17 protein-coding genes and 1 pseudogene are annotated in these 17,279 nt (G+C 68.6%); 17 read left to right on the top strand and 1 reads right to left on the bottom strand.

Going from position 1 to position 17,279, the window contains the following annotated elements; translation table 11 throughout:
• The first annotated feature begins 5 nt into the window (after window positions 1-5).
• From ASD25_RS03215 to lpxB, 17 genes and pseudogenes are all read left to right on the top strand, one after another.
• Window positions 6-755: a biotin--[acetyl-CoA-carboxylase] ligase gene (locus ASD25_RS03215; protein WP_055829317.1), complete on the top strand. Its 750-nt coding sequence runs from the start codon at window positions 6-8 to the stop codon at window positions 753-755.
• Window positions 755-1,534, top strand: coding sequence for a type III pantothenate kinase (locus ASD25_RS03210; RefSeq protein ID WP_055829320.1), 780 nt, complete (start codon window positions 755-757; stop codon window positions 1,532-1,534). Before ASD25_RS03215 ends, ASD25_RS03210 begins: the two co-directional genes overlap by 1 nt.
• Window positions 1,531-3,093 (top strand): ribonuclease J, encoded by a 1,563-nt coding sequence (locus ASD25_RS03205; RefSeq protein ID WP_082572175.1) that lies wholly within the window; start codon window positions 1,531-1,533, stop codon window positions 3,091-3,093. Before ASD25_RS03210 ends, ASD25_RS03205 begins: the two co-directional genes overlap by 4 nt.
• Window positions 3,087-3,362, top strand: a complete 276-nt coding sequence (locus ASD25_RS03200; protein ID WP_056614961.1) for a hypothetical protein — start codon at window positions 3,087-3,089, stop codon at window positions 3,360-3,362. The genes ASD25_RS03205 and ASD25_RS03200 overlap by 7 nt, the downstream gene beginning before the upstream one ends.
• Before the next feature lie 74 nt (window positions 3,363-3,436).
• A complete protein-coding gene (pyrH, locus tag ASD25_RS03195) occupies window positions 3,437-4,177 on the top strand; it encodes a UMP kinase (RefSeq protein WP_055829327.1) in 741 nt (246 codons plus the stop codon).
• 35 nt (window positions 4,178-4,212) lie between these two features.
• The gene (gene frr, locus ASD25_RS03190; protein ID WP_055829332.1) at window positions 4,213-4,770 is read left to right on the top strand and encodes a ribosome recycling factor; all 558 of its coding nucleotides are present in this window, start codon (window positions 4,213-4,215) and stop codon (window positions 4,768-4,770) included.
• A 29-nt stretch (window positions 4,771-4,799) separates the two neighbouring features.
• Window positions 4,800-5,564 (top strand): polyprenyl diphosphate synthase, encoded by a 765-nt coding sequence (gene uppS / locus ASD25_RS03185; RefSeq protein ID WP_055829335.1) that lies wholly within the window; start codon window positions 4,800-4,802, stop codon window positions 5,562-5,564.
• Window positions 5,564-6,379 carry a phosphatidate cytidylyltransferase gene (locus ASD25_RS03180; protein WP_055829338.1) on the top strand — a complete coding sequence of 272 codons (816 nt, stop codon included), beginning with the start codon at window positions 5,564-5,566 and terminating at the stop codon, window positions 6,377-6,379. Before uppS ends, ASD25_RS03180 begins: the two co-directional genes overlap by 1 nt.
• Window positions 6,376-7,572 carry a 1-deoxy-D-xylulose-5-phosphate reductoisomerase gene (dxr, locus tag ASD25_RS03175; RefSeq protein ID WP_055829343.1) on the top strand — a complete coding sequence of 399 codons (1,197 nt, stop codon included), beginning with the start codon at window positions 6,376-6,378 and terminating at the stop codon, window positions 7,570-7,572. The genes ASD25_RS03180 and dxr overlap by 4 nt, the downstream gene beginning before the upstream one ends.
• Window positions 7,573-7,595: 23 nt before the next feature.
• A pseudogene (locus ASD25_RS31170) lies at window positions 7,596-8,642 on the top strand (RIP metalloprotease); the annotation flags it as partial.
• A gap of 102 nt (window positions 8,643-8,744) precedes the next feature.
• Window positions 8,745-11,165 carry an outer membrane protein assembly factor BamA gene (gene bamA / locus ASD25_RS03170; RefSeq protein ID WP_055829759.1) on the top strand — a complete coding sequence of 807 codons (2,421 nt, stop codon included), beginning with the start codon at window positions 8,745-8,747 and terminating at the stop codon, window positions 11,163-11,165.
• 32 nt (window positions 11,166-11,197) lie between these two features.
• Window positions 11,198-11,779 (top strand): OmpH family outer membrane protein, encoded by a 582-nt coding sequence (locus ASD25_RS03165; protein ID WP_055829347.1) that lies wholly within the window; start codon window positions 11,198-11,200, stop codon window positions 11,777-11,779.
• An 8-nt stretch (window positions 11,780-11,787) separates the two neighbouring features.
• Window positions 11,788-12,792, top strand: coding sequence for a UDP-3-O-(3-hydroxymyristoyl)glucosamine N-acyltransferase (lpxD, locus tag ASD25_RS03160; protein ID WP_055829350.1), 1,005 nt, complete (start codon window positions 11,788-11,790; stop codon window positions 12,790-12,792).
• A gap of 26 nt (window positions 12,793-12,818) precedes the next feature.
• Entirely contained in the window at window positions 12,819-13,286 is a 468-nt protein-coding gene (fabZ, locus tag ASD25_RS03155) for a 3-hydroxyacyl-ACP dehydratase FabZ (protein ID WP_055829354.1), read from the top strand.
• Window positions 13,283-14,071 carry an acyl-ACP--UDP-N-acetylglucosamine O-acyltransferase gene (gene lpxA / locus ASD25_RS03150; protein WP_055829356.1) on the top strand — a complete coding sequence of 263 codons (789 nt, stop codon included), beginning with the start codon at window positions 13,283-13,285 and terminating at the stop codon, window positions 14,069-14,071. The genes fabZ and lpxA overlap by 4 nt, the downstream gene beginning before the upstream one ends.
• On the top strand, window positions 14,068-14,913 hold the full coding sequence (locus tag ASD25_RS03145) for an LpxI family protein (RefSeq protein WP_055829359.1): 846 nt from the start codon (window positions 14,068-14,070) through the stop codon (window positions 14,911-14,913). The genes lpxA and ASD25_RS03145 overlap by 4 nt, the downstream gene beginning before the upstream one ends.
• Complete coding sequence (lpxB, locus tag ASD25_RS03140) at window positions 14,910-16,076, top strand: lipid-A-disaccharide synthase (RefSeq protein WP_055829362.1); 1,167 nt, start codon at window positions 14,910-14,912, stop codon at window positions 16,074-16,076. Before ASD25_RS03145 ends, lpxB begins: the two co-directional genes overlap by 4 nt.
• Here the strand turns inward: lpxB and ASD25_RS03135 are convergent.
• Entirely contained in the window at window positions 16,073-17,161 is a 1,089-nt protein-coding gene (locus tag ASD25_RS03135; protein WP_055829365.1) for a transcriptional regulator, read from the bottom strand. The genes lpxB and ASD25_RS03135 overlap by 4 nt on opposite strands.
• Window positions 17,162-17,279 lie beyond the last annotated feature (118 nt).

Genomic DNA, 17,279 nt, shown 5'->3' with positions numbered 1-17,279 from the left:
GCGCCATGCCCGCCGCCCCGATCCTGCTGCTGGAAGAGACCGACTCCACCAATGCGGACGCCCGCCGCCGGGCCGAGGCCGGCGAGACCGGGCCGCTGTGGATCGTCGCCCGCCGCCAGACGGCCGGGCGCGGACGGCGCGGGCGCGAATGGGCCAGCGAGGGCGGCAATCTGTTCGCCACCCTGCTGCATGTGACGCGCAAGACCCCGGCCGAGGCGGCGCAGGTGACCTTCGTCGCCGCCCTGGCCATCGCCGACCTGCTGGACGCGTATGCGCCGCCGTCGCTGGTGACGATCAAATGGCCCAATGACGTGATGCTGGCCGGCGAGAAGGCCTCGGGTGTTCTGGTCGAATCCGGGGCGCACGAGAGCGGGGGCCTCTGGCTGGCGGTCGGGATCGGCGTCAATCTGGCGCATGCGCCTGACGGGACCGAGCGGCCGGCGACGGCCCTGGTCCAACATCTACGCGGCGACGTGCTGACGCCGCCGACGGTCGAGGCGGCCGCCGCGACGCTGGCCGAGGCGTTCGCGGTGTGGATGGAGCGGTGGGAGACGCTGGGCTTCCAGCCTATCCTCGACGCCTGGCAGGCGAGGACACCGGGGCTGGACGGGCCCGCCGTGGCGCGGCTGGGGCGCGAGACGGTCGAGGGCCGGGCCGAGGGCGTGGCGCCGGACGGGGCGCTGAAACTGAGACTGGCGGACGGGTCGCTGCGGCTGATCTCGGCGGGCGACGTCTTTTTCGGGGAGGCCGCGTAATGCTGCTGGCGATCGAACAGGGCAACACCAATACGCTGTTCGCGGTGCATGACGGGAACGAGTGGGTCGCCCAGTGGCGCACCGCGACGCACGCCAACCGCACGGCCGACGAATACGCGGTCTGGCTGAGCCAGCTGCTGGCCATGCGCGGCCTGTCGATCGGCCAGCTGGACGGCTGCATCATCTCCAGCGTGGTGCCGCAGTCGATCTTCAATCTGCGAAACCTGTCGCGGCGCTACCTGTCGGTCGAGCCGCTGGTCATCGGCGACAATGTCGAGCTCGGCATGACGGCGCGGATCACCAAGCCGAGCGAGGCGGGGGCCGACCGGCTGGTCAACGCCATCGGGGCCCATCTGATGTACCCGGGCGACCTGATCGTCATCGACAGCGGCACGGCCACCACCTTCGACGTGATCGCCGCCGACGGGGCCTTCGAGGGCGGGGTGATCGCGCCCGGCATCAACCTGTCGCTGCAGGCCCTGCACGAGGCCGCCGCAATGTTGCCCCGCATCGCCATCCAGAAGCCCGATCGCGTGATCGGCAAGGACACGGTCTCCAACATGCAATCGGGCGTCTTCTGGGGCTATGTCGCCCTGATCGAGGGCCTGGTCGCACGCATCAAGGCGGAGTGGGGGAAACCCATGACCGTCATCGGCACCGGCGGCGTCGCTTCGCTGTTCGAAGGGGCCACCACATCCATCGACCGGTTCGATCCGGACCTGACCATCCGCGGCCTTCTCGAAATCTGGCGGCGGAATACCCACTCTAAGGACGTATGAAAAAGCAAACCAACGACGAGTTCGTCTTCCTGCCCCTGGGCGGGTCGGGCGAAATCGGTATGAACCTGAACCTGTACGGCTACGGCCCCGAGGCGAACCGCGAGTGGATCGTGGTCGACGTGGGCGTGACCTTCGGCGACCTTTCGACGCCCGGCGTCGACGTGATCGTGCCCGATCCCGCCTTCCTGGAAGGCGAGACGATCCGCGGCATCGTCCTGACCCACGCCCATGAGGACCATATCGGCGCCTTGGGCTGGCTGTGGAGCCGGATGAAGGCGCCGCTGTACGCCACGCCTTTCACCGCCTACCTGATCCGCGAGAAACTGCGCGAGGCCGGGATCCTGGACCAGGTCCAGCTGATCGAGGTGCCGCTGGGCGGGACGGTCAACCTCGGCAAGTTCGACGTCACCTTCGTCACCATGACCCACTCGATCGCCGAGCCGAACGGCCTGGCCATCAAGACGCCGCTGGGCACGGTGCTGCACACCGGCGACTGGAAGATCGACGAGGACCCCGTCATCGGCGAGGTCACCGACGCCGGCGCCATCACCCGGCTCGGCGACGAGGGCGTGCTGGCCATGGTGTGCGATTCCACCAACGTCTTCGTGGACGGGACGGCGGGATCCGAGGGCATGGTCCGGGAAAAACTGTCCGAGCTGATCAGCGGGCTGAGGGGACGCATCGCGGTCGGCTGCTTCGCGTCGAACGTCGCCCGCATGGACAGCGTGATCCGCGCCGCCGAGAAGGCCGGCCGCCGCGTGTCGCTGGCGGGTCGGTCGATGCACCGCATCACCGCCGCGGCGAAGCATGTCGGGATGCTGAACGACATCAAGCCCTTCCTCTCCGAGCAGGAAGCCCGTGTCTGGCCAGCGGACGATATTCTGTATCTCTGCACCGGCAGTCAGGGCGAGGTCCGCGCCGCCCTGTCCCGCGTCGCCGAGGGCACGCACCCCTACATCAAGCTGAGCAAGGGCGATCACTGCATCTTTTCGTCGCGGGTCATCCCCGGCAACGAGCTGTCGGTCGGTCGTCTGCAGGACAAGCTCGCGGATCGCGGCGTGCGGCTCTACACCGAGAAGGACCACCCGGGCATCCACGTCTCCGGCCACCCCTGCCGGGAGGAGCTGAAACAGATGTACCAATGGGCGCGGCCGAAGATCGCGGTCCCGACCCACGGCATGCGCCGCCATCTGGCCGAGCATGCGAACCTTGCGAAGGACATGGGCGTGCCGGAGACGGTCACCCCTCGCAACGGCGACATGGTTCGCCTGGCCCCCGGGCCCGCGGCCATCATCGACGAGGTCCCGAGCGGCCGKCTGTATGTCGACGGCGGSCGYCTGGTCACCGAACAGGGCGAGGCCCTGCACGAGCGSCGTCACGCCTCGACCAACGGCGTGCTGATCGTCAGCTTCGCCATGGACAAGCGCGGCAAGATCGTCAGCTTCGCCATGGACAAGCGCGGCAAGATCGTCAGCGACATCGACGTGCGGGTCCGCTGGTCACCGAACAGGGCGAGGCCCTGCACGAGCGGCGTCACGCCTCGACCAACGGCGTGCTGATCGTCAGCTTCGCCATGGACAAGCGCGGCAAGATCGTCAGCGACATCGATGTGCGGGCCATCGGCCTGCCGGGCGACGCCGAATCGCCGCTGGGCGATGCCCTCGACGATCTGGCCGAACGCGCCGAACAGGCGGTGATGAAGCTGAAGGGCGCGGCGCTCGAGGACGAGATGGTCATCGAACAGGCCGTCTCGCGGGCGCTGAAGAAGGCCAGCCAGCAGATCTGGGACCGGCGGCCGATCGTCGAGACGATCATTCTGCGGATGTAATCGGGGCAGTCAGGCCTTTGAACCGGCGGGTTCGCTTCCTATAAGGAGCCGAATCCGCCGCCCAGGACCGCCCCATGCCCGACGCCCCGCCCGAGTTTCTCTACAAGCGCGTCCTGCTGAAGGTCTCGGGCGAGGTGCTGATGGGCGATCAGGCCTATGGCATCGACCAGAAAACCGTGGCGACCGTGGCCCAGGCCGTGGCCGACGTGGCCCGCGAGGGCGTCGAGATCTGCCTCGTCATCGGCGGCGGCAACATCTTCCGCGGACTGAGCAAGGCCGCGGGCGACATGGAGCGCGCCACCGCCGACTATATGGGCATGCTGGCGACCGTCATGAACGCCCTGGCCATGCAGGCGGCGCTGGAGAAGATCGGCGTCCAGACCCGGGTGCAGAGCGCCCTGACGATGAACGCCGTGGCCGAGCCCTATGTGCGCCGTCGCGCCCTGCGCCATCTCGAAAAGGGCAGGGTGGTGATCTTCGCCGCCGGCGTCGGCGCGCCCTTCTTCACGACCGACTCGGGCGCCGCCCTGCGCGCCGCCGAGATGGGCTGCGACGCCCTGCTGAAGGGCACCAGCGTGGACGGAGTCTACACGGCCGACCCCAAGAAGGACCCGGCCGCGACGCGGTACGAGACCCTGACCTATCACGATGTCCTGGCCAAGGACCTGAAGGTCATGGACGCCTCGGCCATCGCCCTGATGCGTGACTCCGGCATTCCGATCGTGGTCTTCTCTATCCGGGAAGACAATTCGCTGCGCCGGACGTTGACGGGGGAGGGGACCTTTACGGTCATCTCTTCCAAAAAGGCCGCCTGAGCCTTCAAAGCCAAGAAAACGCGAGAGAAACGACCATGGCCAAGCCTGACCTGAAAACCTATCGCGAGCGGATGGACAAGTCCGTCGCCGCCCTGAAGGAAGAGTTCAACGGCCTGCGGACCGGCCGGGCCAACGTCGGCCTGCTGGATCCCGTGCAGGTGCAGGCCTACGGCTCCAACGCCCCGTTGAATTCGGTCGCCGCCATCAGCGTGCCCGAGCCGCGCATGATCTCGGTCAACGTCTGGGACAAGTCGATGGTGGGGCCGGTCGAGAAGGCCATCCGCGCCGCCGGCCTGGGCCTGAACCCGATCGTCGACGGCCAGACGCTGCGCATTCCGGTGCCGCCGCTGACCGAGGAACGCCGCAAGGACCTGGCCAAGCTGGCCGGCAAATACACCGAGCAGCAGAAGATCGCCGTCCGCAACGTGCGCCGCGACGCCAACGAGGACCTGAAGAAGGCCGAAAAGGCCGGCGAGATCAGCCAGGACGAGCAGAAGAAGATGGAGACCGAGGTCCAGAAGGACACGGACGCGGCGATCAAACGCATCGACGAGGCCTTGAGGGCCAAGGAAGTTGAGATCATGCAGGTTTGACGGCGCGAATTGCCGTAGGATAAGCGCCGATGCCCGCCAACCTTCCTCATCCCGCCGCGCCGACTGACGGGCCGCGCCACGTCGCCCTGATCATGGACGGCAACGGCCGCTGGGCCGAAGCGCGTGGCCTGCCGCGCGCCATGGGGCATCGCGAAGGCGTGCAGGCGCTGAAGCGCACCGTTCAGGCCGCGCCGGCGCTCGGCATCACCTGCCTGACGGTGTTCGGCTTCTCGACCGAGAACTGGCGCCGACCCGCGGAGGAGGTCTCCGACCTGATGGGACTGGTCCGGTCCTACGTCGCCAGCGACCTGAAGCGGCTGGAGCGCGAAGGCGTGAAGGTGCGGGTGCTGGGGCGGCGCACCGGCCTGCCCGCCGATATCGCCGCCATCATCGACCGGGCCGAGGCGACCACGGCCCACAACGACAAATTCATCCTGCAGGTCGCCTTCAACTACGGCGGCCGGGCCGACATCGTCGATGCGGCCCAGCGCCATATCGATCTGGTGATGGCCGGCAAGGCCAGGGGACCGCTGGATGAGGACGCGCTGGGTCAGGGTCTTTCGACCGCCGGCGCGCCGCCGGTCGATGTGATCGTGCGCACCTCGGGCGAGCAGCGGCTGTCGAACTTCCTGCTGTGGGAAGCCGCCTACGCCGAGCTGGTCTATCAGAACGTGCTCTGGCCCGACTACGGCCCCGACGCCCTGGCGGACGTGGTCGAACAATACCGTAACCGGGACCGGCGTTTCGGCGGACGCGCGACGTCGAGCCCGGCGCCCGCCCTCGCGGCCGGCTGATGGCGGTCAAGGCGGGCGACATTGGCCTGAGGGCCGCATCGGCCGTCGTGTTGGCCCCTGCCGCCGTTCTGGCCATCTGGGCCGGCGGCCTGTGGTTCCTGGGCCTGATGCTGCTGGCCTGCGCCCTGCTGGCGGTCGAATGGGCGACGATGAGCGCCGCGAAGGCGTGGCGGGTCATGGCCGGGGCGGTGGCCTTCGGTCTGGTCGCCGGCGTCGTGGCGGCCCACGCCGAGCAACTGTCTCTCGCCCTGGTGATGCTGGTCTTCGGGTCCGTGGCTGCGGGCCTGTTCGCGCGCAACCGCGGGCAGGAGGCTCTGGATGCGGCCTATGGGGTGCTCTACCTCGGCTGGCCTGCGGTGCTGCTGATATGGCTGAGGGATGTCGACAGTCAGTCGGGGCTGGCCTGGACGGTCTCCGCCTTCGCCATCGCCTGGGCCTCGGACATCATGGCCTATCTGGTCGGCAGCCTGGTCGGCGGGCCCAAGCTGTGGCCGCGCTTCTCGCCCAACAAGACCTGGTCCGGCTTCATCGGCGGTCTGGTCGCAGGGACGGCCGCGGGCGCGCTGCTGGCCATGTATCTCGACATGGGCGTCAATCCGGCCTGGGGCGCGGTGCTGGGACTGGCGGCGGCGCTGGCGACCATGGCCGGCGACCTGTGGGAATCGGCCCTGAAGCGACGCTATGGCGTCAAGGACGCGGGCAAGCTGATCCCGGGCCACGGCGGCCTGCTGGACCGGGTCGACGGCCTGATGTTCGCGGTCGTGGTGGTGGCCTGCGGGCGGCTGCTGGCCGGCGTGTTCGGAGGGGGCGCGTGATCCGGCGGCGCGTCACGGTTCTGGGCTCGACCGGATCGGTCGGCTGTTCGACCCTGGACCTGATGCACCAGATCCAGGCGGCCGGTACGGGCGCCTTCGAGGTCGTCGCCCTGACGGGGGGAGCCAATATCGCCCGGCTGGCGGAACAGGCCCGTCGCTGGAAGCCCGGCATCGCGGTGACGGCGGACCCGTCCCGGCTGCAGGAGCTGCGCGACGCCCTGGCCGGAACGGGCGTCGAAGCCGCGGCCGGCGACGAAGCCGTCATCGAGGTTGCGACCCGGCCGGCGGACTGGATCATGGCGGCCATCGTCGGCGCCGCCGGCCTGCGTTCGGCCTGGGCGGCGGCCGCGACAGGGGCGACTCTGGCGCTGGCGAACAAGGAAAGCCTGGTCTGCTGCGGCCCGGCGCTGATCCAGCGGGTGCGGCAGTCCGGCGGGCGGCTGATCCCGGTGGATTCGGAGCATTCGGCCATCCACCAGGTCTTCCCGCATGAGGCGCCGGAGCGGGTGGCGAAGCTGGTGCTGACGGCGTCCGGCGGACCGTTCCGCACCATGCCGCGCGAAACCCTGGGCGCCATCACGCCGGAACAGGCCGTCGCCCATCCCAACTGGAGCATGGGGGCCAAGATCTCGGTCGACAGCGCGACGATGGCCAACAAGGGGCTGGAGGCGATCGAGGCGGCCTATCTGTTCGACATGCCGGCCGAGCGGATCGAGGTGGTGGTGCATCCCGAGTCCATCATCCACAGCATGGTCGAATACGTGGACGGCTCGACCCTGGCGCAGATGGGGCCGCCGGACATGAAGACGCCGATCGCCTACGCCCTGGCCTGGCCGGACCGCGTCGCCTGGCCGGCGCCGCGACTGGACCTGGCCGCGCTGGGCCGGCTGACCTTCCAGGCGCCCGACGAGGAGCGGTTCCCGGCCCTCAGGCTGGCCCGGCAGGCGCTGCAGGCGGGAGGGGCGGCCCCGACCGTGTTCAACGCCGCCAACGAGGTCGCGGCCCTGGCGTTTCTTGACCGTCGGCTGGGCTTTCTCAATATTGCCGCAGTCGTCGCCGACACCTTGTCGCGCGTGACGGCCCAGCGGGCGGTTTCCTGTTCCGACGATGCGTGCGACGCGGCCCTCGAGGTTGATGCGCAGGCGCGGCGGACGGCGGAATCGATCATCCAGGGCATCGCGGCGGCAGCCTGACGGCGGAGGGGACCCTTATCGGCATGACGGGCTTTCTTGGTCAGGCATTGCTCTACATCGTACCCTTCCTGCTGGTGCTGACGTTCATCGTCACCATCCACGAGCTGGGCCATTTCCTCGTCGCGCGCGCCTTCGGCGTGAAGATCGACCGTTTCTCCATCGGCTTCGGCAGGACCATCGCCGCCCGGACCGACCGGCGCGGAACCGAATGGCGGCTGGCCTGGCTGCCGCTGGGCGGATACGTGAAATTCGCCGGCGATCTGGACGCCTCGAGCGTGCCCGACCAGGCCGGCCTGGCGGAACTGCGCCAGCGCGTCGTCGCCGAGAACGGAGCGGGGGCCGAACGCGACTATTTCCATTTCAAGCCGATCTGGCAGCGTGCCCTGATCGTCGCCGCGGGCCCGGCCGCCAACTTCCTGCTGGCCACCGTGCTTTTCACCATCCTGTTCAGCGTCATCGGCGAACAGATCGTCGCGCCCCGCGTGGCCGTGGTTGCGCCGGGCAGTCCGGCCGCCGCCGCGGGCTTCCTGCCCGGGGACCGGATCACGGCCATCAACGGCCGTCCGGTCGAGGAACAGGCCGAGGTCACGCAGACGGTGATCATGAGCGCCGGCGACCCCCTGCGGTTCAGCGTGGATCGCGCCGGCCGGCGGCTGGAGCTGGTGGCGACGCCGCAGCGACAGCTCGAGAACGACGAACTGTCGGGGCGGGTGCGCGTCGCGCGCATCGGCCTGGCGCTTCAGCCCCTGCGAGAGGACTACCGGTTTCGCCGCCTGAACCCGCTGGAAGCGGCCGGGAAGGGCGCGGAGATGATCGGGACGACGGTCGGGACGACCGGCACCTACATCGGCCGCATCTTCACGGGCAAGGAATCGGGCGATCTGCTGAGCGGGCCCATCGGAATCGCCCGGGCCGCCGGCGGCGTCACCCGTCAGGCTGTGGCTGCGAATCCCGACCCCGGCTATATCGCGGCGAACCTGGCGCTGACGTTTCTTCAGTTCGCCGCCATAGTTTCGATCGGAATTGGCATTGTTAATCTGCTGCCGATTCCGGTTCTGGATGGGGGCCACCTGCTGTTGATTCCGGTTCTGGATGTTGCAAAAGCTGAGCCTGTTCAAATTCCTCGGCGGGCTCGCATGACGAGCCGACGCCAGCCCCCGATGGTCCCCCGCATGATCCGACAAGACGCGTCCGCCCTTCACTTCGCCCGGCGCCTGAGCCCGAGCTTGCTGGCCCTTGCGGTCGCGGCCGGTCTGGCCGGGCCGGCCCTGGCCCAGACGGCCCCGGCTATCCAGCCCGGCGCGCCGATCGAAGCCGCGTCGGCGCCCCAGGCCGCGCCGGTCCAGGAAGAGCGGCTTGTGATCAACCGGATCCTGGTGCGCGGCAACCAGCGCATCGACCAGACGACGGTCCTGTCCTACCTGCCGATCCAGCCCGGCGACACGGTCGACGCCTCGGTGCTGGACGTCGCCGTCCGCACCCTGACCCGGACCCAGCTGTTCGCCGATGTCCAGCTGGGCGTCTCGAACGGCGACCTGATCGTCCAGATCGTCGAGAACCCCATCATCAACCAGGTGGTGTTCGAGGGAAACAGCGCGCTCAGCGAGGACAAGCTCACCGAGGAGGTCACCCTGAAGCCGCGCGGCATCTACACCCGCGCCCGCGTCCAGGAGGATGTCGGCAAGATCGTCGAGCTCTACCGCCTCTCAGGCCGGATTTCGGCGACGGTGACGCCCAAGCTGGTCCAGCTGGACCAGAACCGGGTCGACGTGGTGTTCGAGATCGACGAGGGCCCGGAAACCGGCGTTCGCGCGATCACCTTCCTTGGCAACACCGCCTTCTCGGACAATGACCTGCGCGGCGTGATGGTGACCCAGCAGTCGGCCTGGTACCGCCTGTTCACCACCAATGACAATTACGACCCCAACCGCCTCGACTACGACCGGGAGCAGCTGCGAAAATTCTACACCAACCGCGGTTACTACGATTTCCGCGTCCTGTCGGCGATTTCGGAACTGGCGCCCGACGACGGCGCCTTCGGCATCACCCTGACGGTGGACGAGGGCGACCGGTATAATTTCGGCACGGTCGACGTGGTCACCGAGAACGACCGGCTGAATCCGGACTTCCTCAAGATGCTGCTGCCGATCCGGACCGGCGACCTCTACGAGAGCGACAAGATCGAAACGGCGGTCGACGCCCTGACCTTCGCCGCCGGATCCGCGGGCTACGCCTTCGTCGAGATCGAGCCCACCTACAAGGCCAATCCGGAGACGGACACGGTCGATGTCACCTTCAACGTCAAGGAAGGCCAGCGGGTCTACGTCGACCGGATCAACGTGATCGGCAACACCCGCACCCTGGACAACGTCATCCGCCGCGAGATGATGCTGACCGAGGGCGACGCCTTCAACCGCACGCTTCAGGAGCGCTCGCGCAACAATCTGCGGGCCCTGGGCTTCTTCAAGGACGTCACGGTCGAGGAGGCGCGCGGTTCGGCGCCGGACCGCTCGGTCATCAACGTCACCGTCACGGAACAGCCGACGGGCGAACTTTCGGTCGGCGCGGGCTTCAGCTCAGTCGACTCCTTCGTGGTCAACCTCGGCATCACCGAGCGGAACTTCCGCGGTCGCGGCCAGAACGTCGTGGCCCGCCTGGAATGGGGCTCGTTGCGCCAGCAGATCGACTTCCGCTTCACCGAGCCGAAATTCCTCGGCCGCGACCTTCGCGCCGGTTTCGACGCCTTCCATTCGCGCTACGACCTCAGCGAATATTCGTCGTATGACTACCGCTCGACGGGCGGAGGCGTGCGTCTGTCGTATCCGTTGAACGGCTACACGCTGCTGAGCACCCGCTACTTCCTCAAGAGCGACGAGATCATCGTCCCGCAGGGCTACTGCACGCCCGGCGGGTCCGGTTCGACGGCGCTCTGCGACCAGGTCGGTTCGTTCCTCAACTCGTCGGCGGGCTACACCCTGATCGTCGACCGCCGGAACGACCCCGTCCGGCCGACGCGCGGCTGGACCGGGTCCTTCCGCCAGGACTTCGCCGGCATCGGCGGGGACGTGAACTACATCAAGACCGAGGGCGACGTTTCGGCCTATTGGGGCATCACCCCCGAATGGGTGGTCACCGCTACCGCATCGACCGGCTATATCGCGGGCTGGGGCGGCGATCCGATCCGCATCAACGACCGCTTCTTCAAGGGCGGCAACAGCTTCCGCGGCTTCGAGACCGCCGGCCTGGGTCCCCGCGACCTCAACACCACTGACGCCCTGGGCGGCAATTTCTACGCGATCGGCACGCTCGAGCTGACGGTCCCGAACTTCCTGCCCGAGCAATACGGCATCCGCACCTCGCTGTTCACCGATGTGGGCACATTGGGAGTCCTGGACGACCGCTATACGGTGAATTCGCTGGGCAATCCGGATCCCGGCATCGTTGATGACCTTGAGCTGCGCGCCTCCGCCGGCGTCAGCATCCACTGGCGCTCGCCCATGGGCCCGATCCGCTTCGACCTGAGCCACATCCTCGGCAAGGAAGAATACGACAAGACAGAAACGTTCCGCTTCTCGACATCCACCCAGTTCTAATTGCGGGACACGGTTCCGCTCAAAGGTCCAAGATGAAATTGTTCGCTCTCGGCGCTTTCGCGCTCGCTTCGCTGGCCGCCGGTTCGGCCGCCGCCCAGGCCCAGGCTCCGGCCAACCCCGGCCCGGCGATTGCCGGCGTCTGCATCTTCCACAACGACCGCTTGCTGGCCCAGTCCACCGCCGGCCAGTCGGTCCAGGCCGGCATGCAGCGTCTGGTCACGGAAGTGCAGGGCGAGCTCCAGCCCTACGCCGCCACGATCCAGACCGAGGCCCAGCAGCTGCAGCAGGGCGGCGCCGCCGCCGATCCGCAGGGCACGCGCCGTCAGGCGCTGCAGCAACGCGCCCAGGAGGCCCAGCAGCTGGAGCAGACCCGCCAGCAGGAGCTGCAGTACACCCAGCAGCTTCAGATCCGCGCCATCGCCCAGGCCGCCGATCCGATCCTGGTCGCCGTCTACCAGGAGCGTGGCTGCGGCCTGCTGCTGGACCGCTCGGCCGTCTATATCGCCAACCCGGCGATGGACATCACTGACGTGGTCATCCAGCGCCTGAACACCGCCCTGCCGTCGCTGAGCTTCAACCGCACCCCGGTGCCGGTGCAAGCGCCGCAGCAGTAAGCTTTTCCATGCCCGATCCGCGCTTTTTCGACAGCCTGCCGGCGCTCAGCGTCGCCGAGCTGGCCGGGCGGATCGGGGGCGAAGTGCACAGAGGCGGAGACCGTCAGGTCTCCGCCGTCGCGCCCCTGGCGTCTGCGGGGCTGACCGACGTCGCCTTCCTCGGCGACCGAAAATTCCAGGCAGCTCTGGCCGAAACCCGCGCCGGCTGCGTGATCGTGCCCCCCGGCGCGGTCGAGTTCGCGCCGGCGGGCGCGGCGGTGATCGTCTCCGGCGAGGCCCCGGCCGCCTGGGCGCGGGCCTCGGTCCTGCTTCACCGGCCGATTCCGCTGGACGTGGCGGTCAAGCGCGATGAGGCCGTCGAGGACGGGTCCGTCGTCCTCGAACCGGGCGTGGTCCTGGGCGCGGGCGTTCGTATCGGAAGTGGAACGCGTATCGGCGCCAACACCGTCGTCGGGCCCGGCGTGCAGATCGGGCGCGACTGCCAGATCGGCTCGAACGTCACGGTCGGATTTGCCCTGATCGGGGACCGGGTGAAAATCTATTCCGGCGCGCGGATTGGCGAACAGGGATTCGGCGCGACGGGATCGCGGGCGGGCCCGGTCGATATTCCGCAGCTGGGACGCGTTATCCTGCAGGACGGGGTCACCGTCGGCGCCAACTCCTGCATCGACCGCGGGGCCTATGACGATACGGTCATCGGCGAGAACACCAAGATCGATAATCTGGTCATGATCGCCCACAACTGCATCATCGGCCGCAACTGCCTGATGGCGGCCAACACCGGCATCTCGGGTTCGGTGATCGTGGGCGACAACGTCATCTTCGGGGGCAAGGCGGGGATCGGCGACCATATACGGATCGGCGAAGGCGCCCGCGTCGCGGCCGGCGCCGGGGTGCTGGCCGACATTCCCGCCGGCGAGACCTGGTCGGGCTATCCGGCCAAACCTCTGCGTCAGTTCTTGCGCGAAACGATCTGGCTCGCCAAACAGGCGTCCGGAAAGGCGCGTTCGTAAGCGTCGTCGGCGAGGAAGGCCGCAGGATGAGCGACGAAGGCAAGATCGACTACGCCGAGGTGATGCGGCGCCTGCCTCACCGGTACCCCTTCCTGCTGATCGACAAGGCCGAGGACTTCGTGCCGAACACCTCGATCACCGGCATCAAGAACGTCACCCACAACGAGCCCTATTTCCCGGGCCATTTCCCCATCGACCCGGTCATGCCCGGGGTGATGATCGTAGAGGCCATGGCCCAGACGGGGGCCCTGCTGATGTCCAAGTCGATGGACGTGACGGTCGAGGGCAAGGTGATCATGTTCATGTCGATCGACGGGGTCCGCTTCCGCAAGCCGGCCCGGCCCGGCGACCAGCTGAGGATGAAGGTGGTGGTGACCAAGATCCGCGGCGACATCTTCAAATTCCGCGGCGAGACCTTCATCGACGGCAAGCTGGCGTCCGAGGCCGACTTCGCCGCCATGATGGTCACCGTCGACAAGCCGGTGAACGCGTGAGCCGCATCCACGCCACGGCGGTCGTCGACGCCGGCGCGCGGATCGCCGATGGCGTCGAGGTCGGCCCCTGGTGCATCGTCGGCCCGGGCGTGGTGCTGGAGACCGACGTGCGGCTGGTCAGCCATGCTGTGGTGCAGCAAGACACGACCGTCGGCGCTCGAACGATCATCCATCCGTTCTCCGTGATCGGCGGAGACCCGCAGCACGGCGGCTACAAGGGCGAACCGGTTCGGCTCGAGATCGGGGCGGACTGCCTGATCCGGGAACACAGCACTTTCAACCGCGGCACGCCCGTCGGCGGCGGGCTGACCCGCATCGGCAAGGGTTGCCTGTTCATGACCGGGTCCCACGTCGGCCATGACGCCATTGTCGGGGACCATGTCACCTTCGCCAACCACGCCACCCTGGGCGGCCATACGGAGATCGGCGACCGGGTCTTCCTGGGCGGTCTGGCGGCGGTCCACCAGTTCGGGCGGGTCGGGCAAGGGGCCATCATCGGCGGACTTGCGGCGGTGACGAGAGACGTCATTCCGTATGGTTCGGCCTGGGGCAACCACGCCCGCCTGCACGGGCTGAACCTGATCGGTCTGAAGCGGAAGGGGTACGACAAGACGGCGATCCGCCGCCTGCTGGCCGCCTATCGCGACCTGTTCGAGGGCGGCGGGACCTTCGCCGGGCGGCTGGATGCGGTCGAAGGCGCCTATGCCGACCTGCCCGAGATCATGGAGATCACGGCCTTCATCCGCGCGGCCGGCAAACGGCCCCTGTGCCTGCCGGGCGAATGAGCGGTCCCGGCGGCAAGCTGGGTCTGATCGCCGGCGGCGGCGCCCTGCCCATATCGGTGGCGGCGCGGTGCGAGGCCGAGGGCCGGCCAGTGTTCGTGGTGCGGCTGACGGGTTTCGCCGATCCGCATCTGGCGCGCTATCCCGGCATAGAGGCCGGCATGGCCGAGATCGGCAAGGTGTTGTCGGCGCTGAAGAAGGCGGGCTGCGCGGCGGTGACCTTCGCCGGAACGGTCAACCGGCCGGATTTCAAGAGCCTGAAACCCGACTTCAAGGGCGCGACCCTGCTGCCGGGCATCGTGGCGGCGGCCAGCAAGGGCGACGACGCCCTGCTGCGCAAGATTCTGTCGGTGTTCGAGAACGAGGGTTACGCCATCGAAGGCGCCGACGACATTCTGGGCGGAGAAACCTTGCCCACCGGCGCCCTGGGCGCGATCGAGCCGTCGCCCGGACAGCTTTCCGATCTCAGGAAAGCGCTTCATATAGCGGAAAAGGCAGGCGAACTTGATATCGGTCAGGGCGCCGTCGTCTGCGACGGCCTGGTTCTGGCGGTCGAGGCGCAGGAGGGCACGGACGCCATGCTGGCCCGGGTCGCCGCCCTGCCGGCGGATTTGCGGGGCTCGGTCGCCGGCCGCAAGGGCGCGCTGGGCAAGGCGCCCAAACCGATCCAGGACCTGCGCGTCGACATGCCGGTGATGGGCGCGCGCACCGTCGAAATGGCCGCCGCGGCGGGCCTGGCGGGCGTCGGCGGCATCGCCGGCAAGCTGATCCTGATCGATCACCCCGCCATCGTCGAGGCCGCCGACCGGCTCGGTCTGTTCGTATGGGGAGAGCCGGGCCGATGAGCCGGCCGCTGAAGATCATGCTGGTTGCGGCTGAGGCCTCGGGCGACGCCCTGGGCGCCGGCCTGGCCGAGGCGCTGAAGGCGCGGCTGGGGCCGGACGTGGTCTTTGTCGGTGTCGGCGGCCCCCGGATGGCGGAGCAGGGTGTGCGAAGCCCCTTCGACATCGCCGAACTGTCCATTCTCGGCTGGCTTGAGGGGCTCAAGGCCTATGGCCTCGTCAGGCGACGCGTGACCGACACCGTCGCCCTCGCCGTCGCTGAAAAGCCTGACGCCGTGGTCCTGATCGACAGCTGGGGCTTCACCATCCGCGTCGCCCGCGCGCTGAGGAGGGCGCTGCGAGGCGTGCCGCTGATCAAATATGTCGGGCCCCAGGTCTGGGCCTCACGACCGGCGCGGGCGAAGACCCTGGCGGCCTCCGTCGATCACCTCCTGGCGCTCTACGCCTTCGACGCGCCGTGGTTCGAGCGCGAGGGGCTGCCGACGACTGTGGTGGGCTCACAGGCCCTGCATGTGGACTTCAGCGGCGCGGATCCGGCGGCCTTCCGGGCGTCGCGCGGCATCGCCGCCGACGCCGGCCTGTTGCTGGTGCTGCCCGGCAGCCGGCCTTCGGAGATCCGGTTGATGACGCCCGTCTTTGAGGCGGCCGTGGCCAGACTGAAGGCGGCCGACCCCGCGCTGGAGGTGGCCGTGGTCGCCGCGGGCACCGTCGCCGACGATGTCGCGGGACGGGTGGCGGGCTGGCCCTTCCGGGCGCATCTGGTGCCCGAGAGCGAGAAATACGCCGCCATGCGCGCCGCCACGGTCGCCCTCGCCACCAGCGGCACGGTGTCGACCGAACTGGCCCTGGCCGGCGCGCCCATGGTGATCAGCTACCGGTTTCAGCCGCTCAGCTATGCGATCATGAAGCCGTTCTTCACCGGCAAGTACGCGACCCTGTTCAACCATGCCGCCGGCGCCGAGATCGCGCCCGAACTGATCCAGAACGACGCCACGCCGGAAAAGCTGGCGGCGGCGGTCGGACGGCTGCTGGCGGATCCGGAGGCGCGCCGGGCGCAGGCGGCCGGGCAGACGGCGGCGCTGGACCTGATGGGACGGGAAGGCCGCGATCCGTCCGAGATCGCCGCCGACGCCGTGCTGCGCGTCATCGCGAGCAGGGCGGCCTAGCCGCCCTGGCGACGCCGGGCCAGCCGTATGGCGGCCGCCACGCAGGCCCCGAACAGGGCGCCTTCCAGACCGCCGGTGATGATCTGGCTGACCGGACCGAAACTGCTTTCGCCGAACAGGGCGCCTATCCGTTCAATCCCGAGGCGTGAATCAGGAAAGCCGTTGGCGAGTTGCTGAAGGCTGCCGCCCATGAGCCGGCCGCCGAGCATGGGGATCACCGCCCCGGCCGCTCCGCCCGCCAGACCTGCGACGGCGACGGCGTGGGAGGGCGACGAAGGCCCCCCGATCCGGAGGCCCAGCCAGACGCCGAAACCGATCGCGCCGCCGAGCAGGGCGCCCTCGGTGGCCCCGGTGATCTCGCCCGGGCTTTGGCCGAACAGCAGACTGAAGGCGTCGATGCCGATCAGCTTGACCACGGCGCCGGTCATCATCCCGCCGACGGCGCCGCCGAGCGTGCTCCCCAGCCAGGGTCGGCCGGTGGACATCGCCCCGCCTGCGATTCCGAGGCCTACGCCGCCGCCGCCCAGAAGGCCGACCACGGCCGTCAGGCAGACCAGCACAAGAATTATCGAGACCGCCCCCATGCCGGACTGCAGGGGCTGGGCGGCGACGATCAAGCCGTAGAACAGGCCGCCAAGGACCCCCGCGGCTCCGCCTCCGATCATTCCAGGTCCGGCGAACCGGACGACGTTCGACCAGGGCGAGAGGCCGGGAGCCTCCCGGCGCGATGGAGGAGCAAGATCCGCTTCGCCGCCGGGTTCCGGATCGATCCGCGTGACCGGCGCGATGAAGCGGTAGCCGTGCTTGGGCACGGTCTCGATGAATCGCGGATTGGCCGCGTCATCGCCCAGCTGCCTGCGGATGGTCCGGACGCATTGGGTCAGGGCTTCGTCGGTGACGGGCACGCCGCGCCAGACCTCGTCGAGGAAGCGATCCTTGGAAACCAGCCGGCCGTCCTCGCGCACCAGCATCGCCAGGGCGTCGAGATAGCGGGCGTTCAGTTCCACCGGCACGTGGTCCCGCGTCAGCAGCCTGTCGCCGGTGTCGAGCTGGAAGCGTTCGAAGCGAAAGCGGCCGTGCGCCATGTGTTCAGAAAGACCCCGGGTGTCGCCCAGCGTCCCCCATCAACGTCGGCAAGGCAATGGCCTGACATCCAACGAAAAACGCCGGAGCGAAGGCCCCCGGCGTCTTGTCGTGCGGGTC

It is taken from the genome of Brevundimonas sp. Root1423, assembly GCF_001426805.1.
The sequence above is the reverse complement of the archived record's forward strand: the minus strand, read 5'-3'. Positions and strand labels throughout refer to the sequence as shown.